9 protein-coding genes are annotated in these 10,527 nt (G+C 61.3%); 4 read left to right on the top strand and 5 right to left on the bottom strand.

Annotation, left to right across the window (positions count from 1 at the left end):
- From AC1DK3_RS16930 to AC1DK3_RS16910, 5 genes are all read right to left on the bottom strand, one after another.
- The coding region (locus tag AC1DK3_RS16930) for a formate--tetrahydrofolate ligase (protein ID WP_477193412.1) at positions 1–309 on the bottom strand (309 nt) is incomplete at its 3' end.
- A gap of 525 nt (positions 310–834) precedes the next feature.
- The gene (locus AC1DK3_RS16925; RefSeq protein ID WP_477193411.1) at positions 835–1,002 is read right to left on the bottom strand and encodes a hypothetical protein; all 168 of its coding nucleotides are present in this window, start codon (positions 1,000–1,002) and stop codon (positions 835–837) included.
- A 225-nt stretch (positions 1,003–1,227) separates the two neighbouring features.
- The gene (locus AC1DK3_RS16920) at positions 1,228–2,016 is read right to left on the bottom strand and encodes a PP2C family protein-serine/threonine phosphatase (protein WP_477193410.1); all 789 of its coding nucleotides are present in this window, start codon (positions 2,014–2,016) and stop codon (positions 1,228–1,230) included.
- Positions 2,017–2,023: 7 nt separating this feature from the next.
- Positions 2,024–2,836: an FHA domain-containing protein gene (locus AC1DK3_RS16915; protein ID WP_477193409.1), complete on the bottom strand. Its 813-nt coding sequence runs from the start codon at positions 2,834–2,836 to the stop codon at positions 2,024–2,026.
- A 108-nt stretch (positions 2,837–2,944) separates the two neighbouring features.
- Positions 2,945–3,526: an FHA domain-containing protein gene (locus AC1DK3_RS16910; RefSeq protein WP_477193408.1), complete on the bottom strand. Its 582-nt coding sequence runs from the start codon at positions 3,524–3,526 to the stop codon at positions 2,945–2,947.
- A 293-nt stretch (positions 3,527–3,819) separates the two neighbouring features.
- On the opposite strand from AC1DK3_RS16910, the gene AC1DK3_RS16905 reads away from it, so the two are divergent.
- The 4 genes from AC1DK3_RS16905 to AC1DK3_RS16890 all read left to right on the top strand — a co-directional run bounded on the left by AC1DK3_RS16905 (position 3,820) and on the right by AC1DK3_RS16890 (position 10,522).
- Complete coding sequence (locus AC1DK3_RS16905; protein ID WP_477193407.1) at positions 3,820–6,159, top strand: protein kinase domain-containing protein; 2,340 nt, start codon at positions 3,820–3,822, stop codon at positions 6,157–6,159.
- 177 nt (positions 6,160–6,336) lie between these two features.
- A complete protein-coding gene (locus AC1DK3_RS16900; protein WP_477193406.1) occupies positions 6,337–7,494 on the top strand; it encodes a thermonuclease family protein in 1,158 nt (385 codons plus the stop codon).
- 393 nt (positions 7,495–7,887) lie between these two features.
- Positions 7,888–9,177 carry a DUF2541 family protein gene (locus AC1DK3_RS16895; RefSeq protein ID WP_477193405.1) on the top strand — a complete coding sequence of 430 codons (1,290 nt, stop codon included), beginning with the start codon at positions 7,888–7,890 and terminating at the stop codon, positions 9,175–9,177.
- A 334-nt stretch (positions 9,178–9,511) separates the two neighbouring features.
- Entirely contained in the window at positions 9,512–10,522 is a 1,011-nt protein-coding gene (locus AC1DK3_RS16890) for a fatty acid desaturase (RefSeq protein ID WP_477193404.1), read from the top strand.
- Positions 10,523–10,527 lie beyond the last annotated feature (5 nt).

Below are 10,527 nucleotides of genomic sequence, written 5' to 3'. Positions count from 1 at the left end.
GCACGGCCCGAGCGACGGCTCGCGCAGCGCCGCGATCGCCTTCTTGCCGATGTGGTTCAAGCCGTCGCTGAGGCCGACGGTCGTCGTCGTCTTGCCCTCGCCCGCCGGCGTCGGGCTGATGGCCGTCACCAGGATGACCTTGCCGTTCTTATTCGACTGGATCTGGTTGATGTAATCGGTGGAGACCTTCGCCTTCGTCCACCCATAAGGAATGAGCGCATTCGACGGCACGCCGATTTTGGCTGCGACTTCGGCGATCGGCTTAATCTTCGCTTCGCGCGCAATCTCTATGTCGGACTTGACAGACACGGCTTTCCTCCGAGAAATCTTTTTTTATTCGCAGTGCACAAATCTTGTGGGCGGGCCCCGATAGTGGACTGTCATGGCTGGTAAGCCAAGCACCGGCCGCCAAAATTTGCGATTTGGCGCGGTGCCCGGCGGGCGATCCGCTGATGCCTTAGTTAGCGGTATGGCGCAAGATCTCCCCGCGTCGCGGGGTACGGCGCTTCGAGGGACCGGGTGCTCGAGCGCTCGGCGAAGCCCGTGTCTTTCATTCTTGCTGGCATTCTTTCCGGCATTCTTTCCGGCCTTTCCGGCAAAAATCGAGACGCGGACCAATGACGGCGAGCGGACGTATCGCGCGGGAGACGTCTTCGCCGTTGCGGCGCTGTTTGACGAGAACACCGCGACGCGGTCACTACCTAATCGGAGTGCTTCTATCGTCTCGCATGAAGCGGCTACCTATCGTGACTGCACGTGCCGGCATGCGTAAGAAATAAAAAAGCAGCGGGTTCGAGAACCCACTGCTTTCTCTGAAAATCAAATTTTCGGAGTTTACTTCTTCACGGCGCAGGTTTTCGTCGCTTTATCCCACGTGCCCTTAGCCTTCTTGCAGTCGGCTTTGGTCTTCGGCGCTGCATCGTCAGCATAAGCGACGATCGGAGCCGAAACGGACAGCAGAAGACCTGCAAGTACGGCGCCGCTGAGAACCTTGGAAATCATTTGTCTCTCCTTCGCGTTTCTTTCGGCCATGGCGGCCGTAACGCAGCGCTCAATACGGGAGGTTCTTTGCCAGTTTCTGGCGGCCAGTATACATTTGCGTAAGGTTCGCGAGCGCGACGCGAATGCATTTCGATCAATAAGTTGCAGTCGTTCGGAAAATGGCGTCCGCGCTTCCGTGTACGCAAGAGGCGACATCGTGTTGAAATAAAAGTTCGCGACGCGCGTTCAGCCGACCGCTCTCACGACGAGCACGGTCGCGTTATCCTGATAAGGCTCGCGTAGTGCTTCGATCGCGCGGATTATGGCTTTGGCCACGGCGGACGCGCCGTCTTTCGCGTAACCCTGAATGACGCGGGCGATTTCACCGGTTTCAAGCGTCGCGATGCCATCACTCGCCAGAACGACGTAATCGCCCGGCTCCAATTTCAATGGCTGTTGCGAGACATCGAGAAGATCGATTTCTTCGCCCGTCACCGCCGATCGCAACATGTGGCGGCGTGGATCGTGGCGTGCTTCGGCGGCAGTCAATTTGCCTTCAGCCACCATCCGATCAAGCTCGGGCGCGAGAGAGTGATCCTCGTTCAAGAGGGCCATCTCGCCGCGACGGAAAAGAAAGAGCGGGCTATCGCCGACGCTAACCCATTCGACGCCGGCCGGTCCGAAGGCTGCGCCGATGAGCGTCGAACCCATTCCCGCCAGCAGAGGGTTCTCCGAGATTTTGCTCGCGACAGCGGCGTTCGCCGCGCCGAGGCCGGTGATGAGGCGCTCGCCCACGTCGCCCTTGGCGGACGCGACGTATTCCAGAAAATTCTCGCAGACGGTCTTGCTCGCGAGAGCGCCCCCGGCGTGGCCACCCATGCCGTCGGCCAGAACGGCGAAGCCGCTCCGATCAAAGCCCGGCCCTTCACTCGACATGGCTACCGGCTCGCTGCCGTCAGACATGAAGGCAGCGGTGTCTTCCTGATAGTCCCGGGCTCCGCGCGTCGCGGCGATTGCGTGCTCGAACGGCGGCATTCGATCCTTAAGCTTCGGATATCTCGGACCAGTCGAAATCACTTCCGCAGAACGGAAGAAATGCGACTTGGGTGCGTCCGAATGTTATTACGTCCATCGGCTGCAGCGGCACGGGGCCTGCCGGTCGCTTATCATTCACAGAGACGACATTCGTCTTAGCAAGGTTTGGCACGAAGAGGAAAGACCGATCGCTCGAATCGTAGCGAACGTACGCCTGCGCTTCGTTCGAGATGGCATCGTCGCCAAAGTCGAGCGGAATGCGATTCTCGGTGGACCTGCCGACCGTATTGTTGCCTTCGAAGATCGGCCGGTATGAGCCGAGGCCCGGGCCGCCGACCACGATGAAGAAGCCGACGACCGGATCGCGCTCGAAGACTCCGAGCTGGATTTTCTGCTTGCCCCGGACGAGGACAGTGCGCGCGGGCGCCTCCGGCTCGATTTTTCGGGGCTTTGCCGGGTCCGGGCGGATAACGCGGGTTGTTGGCGGCTGGTCCGGGTCACTCGGAGCGGCGGCGAGGTCCGGCACTTTGGGCACGGGTGGCGTCCTGGCTAACCGCGCGGCTTCCTCGGCGCTGAGGGTCTCGGGCGCGGCTGCGGAAACGGATGGCGCTTTTTCGGCGATCGCAGCCCCAGGCGCTGCGGGAGGGCTCGCCGGTGCAGCGGCGGCCGGATCGGGTGTTTTGGCGCGTGCGGCCCCGGCTGGCGCCGTATCATCGCGGCCTGCTGCCATCAGCGCGTCTCTCAAGGAGCCAAGAAATTTATGCTGCTTCACGGCTTTCGCCTCGTTCCCTGCGGTCGTTTCCCCGCGCTCGATGGCCATTAAAATCTCCCTCCGATTTAAACAAGCACAGACTGCCGCAGTGTCGAACACCGTTGGTCAAACGCAATGAACTGGAACCTGGACAGAACCTTGGCGACAACGTGAGTATTATCCAAGACCGGCACGAAACCGCAGCTTGCCGGGCCCCAGCTGAATAATATCGCCATCGTTCAAGCGCGCTTCGCAGCACCGCCGCCCGTTGACGATCAAACCATTGCTTTCGACACCTGTCAGGTCGGTGATGCGCCAGTCGTCCGAATCACGGTGGATGGCTGCATGATAGCGATGCACAGCCTTACTCGGGATGCGGATGTCGTTGTCGTGTTCCCGGCCAATCCGGAGCATGTCGCGCAGGATTGCGCAGCGCAGGTTGCGGCCGGTGCTTTCGATTTCAACAAAGGGCGCCCGGCGGCGGCCACCTTCGACATTCGCAACCGCCGCGTCGAATTTTTCGTCTCGCCCCCGCCGGTAGCGCGTCGTTGCATCGGGCGAGCGCCGGAGCGGCTCAGAAATTTTCACGAGCATCGTCAGAACCGGCAAAACCGCAGCGAGAACAAGGCCGAGCATCAATGCGGGAGCGGCCCGATAGCCTTCGGACAGCATCGCTTCCGTCGCGCTCGCCAAATGGAGAGACGTATCGACCACACTTTCCGCGCCGCTGACATCGGCTGGGAAAGTCAAGACTGCCATGCCTGACAGAATCGCCGTACCGGCTACGGCGCATCGAGTCGTTATTTGCTCGTGCATGATGATTCGCCCAATCACGTGAGGCGATTTAGGTTCGGAGATGGCGGCGGCAACATGGCTCAATGGCGACACCATGTGGATTTATTCATCACGGGTTCATTGCTCGTCGATACGCCACATTCTTGCGCCATTGGGACAAAACGGAGACAAGACGTAGTACTGGCTCAGAGCCTAAATCAGGACGATCGTCAGAGGCGCATCATTGCAAGCGCGCGGACGGCCCGCGCACGAGGACCATGACGCAGCTTGTCGCTTTACCGGACGGTACGGAGCTCGCGGGCGATTACAAAATCGTGCGTGTTCTCGGCGCAGGCGGTTTCGGCGTCACGTATCTCGCGGACGAACCCGAGCTCACGCGCAAAGTCAGCATCAAAGAATATTTCCCGAGCGATTTCGCCCTTCGGACTGACAGCCTCGAAGCCACGCCGCGCTCATCGGGTTGCAGGAGCGACTACAATTGGGGTCTCGATCGCTTCATCGAAGAGGCGCAGACGCTCGCGAAGTTCGATCACCACAACATCGTCAAGGTGCACCGGATCTTCCGCGCGAACAACACGGCCTACATGGTGTTGCGGTTCGAGGAAGGAAAGAATCTCAAAGCCTGGTTGAAAGACCTCGGGCGGGCGCCCCGGCAAAAAGAACTCGATCAAATCGTTGCGCCGTTGCTCGACGCGCTCGAGGTCATCCATAAGGCTGACTTCCTGCATCGCGATATCGCGCCCGACAACATCATCATCCGAAACAACGGCGATCCGGTCCTCATCGACTTCGGCGCCGCGCGGAGCGATATCGCCGCGCATTCGAAGACCAAGACGGTCTCTGCGCTCGTCAAACCCGGCTACAGCCCCTACGAGCAGTATGCCGAGACAAGCCGCCAGCAGGGCGCTTGGACCGACATCTATGCGTTCGCGGCGACGCTCTATCATGCCGTCACCGGAAAGCGGCCGGCCGACTCGCCGTCACGCATGCTCAAGGACGAGCTGGTGCCGGTCCGCGAGGCAGCCCTCGGCGGGTATCGCGCGTCGTTCCTCGACGCTATCCAGCAGGCTCTTTCGCTGACGCCGGATGGTCGGCCGCAATCGGTCGCTGCATGGCGGGGTGCGCTTCTCGCGCCGGAGCCTGAGAAGCCGGGCATATTCCAGCGCTTCAAAGAAAAGACGGAAGTCCGCCGCCGCAATGACGAGGCGCAGCGTGTTGCGGAATCCGTCACCATGACGCCCGTTCCACCGCCGCCCGATGCGCCCGGTCCCAAAGGCGTTCTTCTGGACTTCGTCGACGCATTGAAAAACCCGTCCGCCGGAAAGCGGCAGGCGGCCCAGACAGCACCGCCAGCGGCGCCCCCGGTCGCCGCGAAAAAATTATTGCGCGCCGAAAAGGCGAAGGTCGAGAAGGTCAAGGCCGAGAAGCCGAAGCCGGCGGAGAAACTGCCGCCATTGCCGCCTCCGCCGCGCGTCGTCGCCGAAAAGGTCAAGTCCAAGCCGAAGATCCGTCCGAAACCGGATGTTGGGCGGCGTCCTTTCCTGCGGCGGCTCAAAACGCGGCTCATCATTGCCGCGGCGATCGTAGGTGTCGCCTTTGCATTCCACGATCGTATTCCGCAGCTGGTTACGGCTCGCGGCAATGCCATCACGACCGGGGCGATCACGAAGCCTGCGGCAAATACCGATCCGACGCTGAAGCAGACGGCTCAGATCAAGGCCCACGACGGCGCCATCGACGAGCTTGCCCTCAGCGGCGACGGACGTTTGATCGTCACGGCGTCAGAGGAACCGACGCTCAAGATATGGTCTTACGATTCTCATTATCAGCAGGGTACGATCCCGCTTGAAGACGGCCCGGCGACCGCACTCGCGGTGCGCAACAATCGCGTCGTTACCGGACATTCGAACGGCGCGATTGGCGTGTACGATCTCGACACGCGCCGGCGTCTCTACCGGTTCAAGCGCAACGACGCGACCATATGGTCCGTCGCTTTCGCGGGCTCGGAGGATCGCATCGCGGCGGCAAGCCACGACTGGACCGTCGCGTTGTGGGAGACGGCTTCTGAGGCCGCACCCGCTGCAATTCTTCAAGGGCATGAAAATGCCGTCCAGGCTCTTGCCACCGATGCGGCGGGCCAATGGATTGCGTCCGGCGGCGCCGACCGCGCCATCCGGGTATGGAACGCCGAAACGCGCGAGACGCGGCGCATCTATCGCAACAATTCCGATTTCATCTCTCAGCTCGCGTTCACACCGGACGGGACCATGCTGGTCGCGGGTGGTCTCGACGGCTCTATCAGGCTCTTATCGATGGCCTCGTATCGCATGCAGCGAACCCTCACCGGGCACAGCGGGCGCATCACATCACTGGCATTCTCGAGTTCCGATGATTTGATGGCGTCTGCGTCCGAGGACGGCGTCGTCCGGATCAGAAGCCTGAAGCGGCTCAGAACCTACATTCCGCTGACCGGCTCCGGCTCGGGTGCGAAAGCCGTGGCCTTCTCGAACGACGGCCATACTCTACTGACGGGTGGTCAGGACGGCGTCATCAGGATGTGGTCGCTGCCTGAAGCGCAAATCGCGCAACGCAATTGAGCTTGGCCGCCGAGCGGCGCGGCCGTGTGCTTGCGAGCGGTAAGCGCCTTCGTTAAACCGCTTCGCAATTCGCGACTGGAACATTGAAGAAGCCTGTGGGGCGCACTTTGGGGCCAAAGGGCCGCCATCATTCGCACCAAACTGAATAGAGCCGAATCATGCGGGGAGGAGCGCTCGATGTTCGGGTGGCGTAGACGTAGCGAAGGCTTTGAATGGCGCGAGTATGTGCGCACGACCGTTCTGGTGCGCCGGGCCGACCGGCAGCGCCGGGTCGAGGATGTGCGCGTCGCCGCCGTCGAAAAGGTCAAGAACGTCGCCGATGCCGGCGTGGGTGCCGGCCGCGCGAGCGTTTCCGCCGCGCGCTCGCAATTTTCGCGGTTGCTCGCGTTCCTCGGTGACGCGCTCCTCGATATTGCGGTAGCGGCCTTTTCCGAACTTTCGCGTTGGGCGAAGTTCTTCTGGGGCGTTCTCAAGGATTCCCTCGGCGGCCTTCTTGCCCCGGTGCTCGGTGCTTTGCGCGTTCCCGTCGATGCGGTGCGCGGCAAGGCCAAGATGGTGCCGGATATCGCCCGCAATTTCCCGATCAAGGCCCATCATCTCATCAGCGCGGCGCTGGCTATCGGCCTGATCTACGTCGGCGGGCCCATGCTTCGCAGCGCCGACGGCGTGGGAGCAGGAGCCGCCGCCGTTGTGGACCTCGCGCCCAATGGGGCCCGGCAGGTAACGATTTCCTCCGAGATTTCGGGGCCGGCGACGGCGATCACCGGCGATGTGATGCGGGTTGATGGCGCCCTCGTGCGGATCGATGGCATTGAAGCCCCCGCATCGCAACAGCCGTGCTTGCGAGCCAATGGCCGCCGGTGGAACTGTGCGGCATCGGCGAAGACCGGCCTCAACAAGATCATCCGCGGGCGCGTGGTGACGTGCACGCGCTCGGGCCAAGACGATGCCGGGCGCACGCTCGCGCGTTGCACGGTCGACGGCAACGACGTCGCGGCCCAGCTCGTCCGAAGCGGATACGTCTTTGCCGTCAGCTCCTATTTCAGCTCGCTCGCCAGCGAGGAGACCGCCGCGCGCAACGCCAAAGCCGGCATTTGGCAGGGCGACGTCGCCCGCCCGCAGGCGTGGCGCGATCAGACCTGGGAAGCGGCCAAACGCCAGGCGCCAGACGGTTGCCCGATCAAGGGCGTCGTTAGGGCATCGTCAAAGATCTACGCCCTGCCGTGGTCGGATGCCTACGCCAACGCCAAGGTGCGGCCGGAGCGCGGCGAGCGCTGGTTCTGCAGCGAGGACGAAGCAAAGGCCGCAGGATTTTCGTCTTCAGACCGGTCCTGACCGGTTCGCGGCTACAGCACCCAAAAAAATACCCGCAGCCGGGGGAGACTGCGGGCGGGAAGTTGAGGCTTTGCGCTGCGAGGCCGGAAGGCTGCGCTAGATCTTTGCACGGACAGTACAGCCTATAGTCGTGGGAGTCGCAAGAGCACCCCTGGTGCGCTTTTCAATTTGTCTTGGGGATGTGGCTCAGATCCGTCCCAGTCGATCGCGACCGGCTGCAAACCGACCCTGACGCGCCCTCGCCGGCATCGGGGCCGGATCCTGTGTTGCAGATTCACATCATGTCGTCTTTTGAACAGCCGAACGACTGTCTGCCCGCTGCCTTTTCTAATTGCCGTCGCTAAAGTGCCCCCGCAAGGGGCACGGGCGTTAGTAATCAGAGGGATTATGTTTATGTTGCGCAGACTGGTACTGGGGCTGTGCGTCGTCTTGGCCACGGGCGCAATTACCGCCGCCGCCGAAGCCCGACACTCGCGACACCATCATCGCCATCATCATCAGCAACGTGGCGATCAGCTGATCCTGATTTCTGAAACGGACGTCGACTTGGCCCTCGATCGCTACACGATCGACGTGCGACAGGCGAAAGGTGCTTACAAAGGCATTCGCATCAAAAATGCGATGGGTAAGCTCTTCGATGTACGGCACGTGCAGATCGTCTACAGCGACGGTTCGGTTTGGAATGAAGACCGTCAGATCGACATGTACTGGGGCGAGCGCAGCCGGGTCATCAATCAGACCTACGACGGCAAATTCATCGATCAGATCGTGATCGAGCAGGCGCCCGGCTACGGCCGCGGGCGGCTCCAGATCATCGGCATTCAAGACAGAGAAGGCCGGCAAATGGATCGGAGCGGCCGTGGCAGCTCTGAGCGCTACGATGACCGGCGCGGCAATGCATCGTCCGGCGATATCGCAGTCCGGCCGACGGTCCCCGTCGCGACACCCGCTAAACCCGGACAGGCGACGGCCGGGGGCGATGTCCTGTTCGGCGCTCAATATGTCGGCTTCCTGACGGATCGCGACGTCATTCGCGTTGGCAACGAAGTCGGCAAATTTGCGAAAATCCGGCTGCGCGTGCTCGATAACGACATTCACATCAACGAGATGAAAGTCGTTTACGCGAACGGCGAAAGCGACAGCCTTGCCGTCAACGCCGATATTCCGAAAAACTCGCGTACCAACTGGATCGATCTCAGAGGCGATCGGTTCATCAAGGAAATTCAGCTGGTCTACCGCTCGCGGCCGAGCTTCAACGGTCAGGCCCGGATAGAAGTGTTCGGACAATATGCTCCCGGTTGGCTCGGGCCGAAGGGAGAAGGGCGCAAATATAACCAGGGCTGGGTGCTTCTCGGCGCGCAAACCGCAGGCTTCATCGGGTTTGACAAAGACATCATCCCGGTCGGCTCCAATGAAGGCGGATTCCGGCGCATCAGGGTTACCGTTCGGGACAGAGCGATTACCCTTAACGAGGTGAAGGTCGTCTATACCGATGGCGAAGAAGAGATCGTTCCGGTCCGGACGCGTGTGGATGCCGGCGGCACCTACGGGCCCATCGATCTCAGGGGCAAGCGCCGCCAGTCCATCGATCACATCGAGGCAAAGTACCGTTCACGGTTCTTCGACTCCTCCGCGAAAGGTAAAGGCTCGGCAATCGTCGAAATCTGGGGCCAGCACTTCTAGAGAATTGCGCGAATGGACGCTGCGATAACGAATCAGGAGGGCCGAGCACAATCCGGCCCTCTTTTTTTCGCACCTATGAAACCCCGGCCCGAAATCATGAGCGTTTTGCGCCAGAAATGCGTCACTGCGCACGCATTCCTCAGGCAAATGGCGTCAACAGCGTTTCGCGAAGCACGTCGAATATGCTACGCGACGCCGTCGGGCGGACGGTTGTCGATTCCACTCCTAGGGGACCAGACCTTTGAACTTAAGCCTTAAGCAGCCTTTGCGAGCGGAGAGCCGTGCCGACATTTTGATCGGCGACGCGCGACCAACTGCCGCCCCGCAGGCTCCCATGCCCGAAACGCAGAAGCAGCGTGTTCGCAGGCTCGCAGCTCACTGCCAGAAATACCGTGGGTCGATCCCGCGGGTGGYGGTCCAGCAGTTGCTGACAACGTTCATCCCGCTCGTCCTTATCGTCGGCGTCATGTTCGCGACGGTCGAACACGCTTACTGGGCGACGCTGCTCCTTGCCATCCCGGCCGCGGGCCTCGTCGTCCGCGCCTTCATCATCCAACACGATTGCGGCCACGGCTCGTTCTTCGCCTCACGGGCCCTCAATGATTTCGTCGGACGCTGCATGAGCTTGTTCACGCTTGCGCCTTATGGGCTCTGGCGGCGGGAACATGCGCACCATCATGCGTCATCGGGAAATCTCGATCGGCGCGGTGCGGGCGATATCGACACCATGACGGTCAGGGAATATGGGCAGCTCTCGACGCTCGGGAAGCTGCACTACAGGCTCTATCGCAATCCGCTGTTCCTGTTCGGTTTCGGCGTGCCGGCCTACTTCCTCATTCTGCAGCGGTTGCCGTGGTTTCACGCGCTGCCGCCGCGCGATACCTGGAAGAGCGTGATGGCGCTCAACGCGGGCTTGGTCGCGCTCTACGCTCCCCTTTGCTACTTCTTCGGCTTCGCCAACGTGTTGTGGGTCGGACTGCCGGTTTTGCATCTCGCGTCGGCGACGGGCGGCTGGCTGTTCTTCATTCAGCATCAGTTCGAAGAGACGACGTGGGACAAGGCTGAAGGCTGGGATTTCCAGGTCGCGGCTTTGCTCGGGTCTTCCTATTACAAATTGCCGAAGATCCTGAACTGGTTCACCGGGAATATCGGTCTGCACCATATTCATCACCTCAACAGCACGATCCCGAACTATCGGCTTTCGGCTTGTCTCGAGGCGAGCCCGGAGTTGAAGTCGATCAACCGGCTGACGCTCACCGACAGCATCCGGTGTGCGCGTCTCAAGCTTTGGGACGAGGATCAGCGCCGTTTGATCAGGTTCGACGAGCTTCCGGCGACAGCTTGAGACGA

The sequence above is a fragment of the Hyphomicrobium sp. 01T421 genome (assembly GCF_056398805.1).
This window is presented reverse-complemented; position numbering and strand designations above follow the sequence as displayed.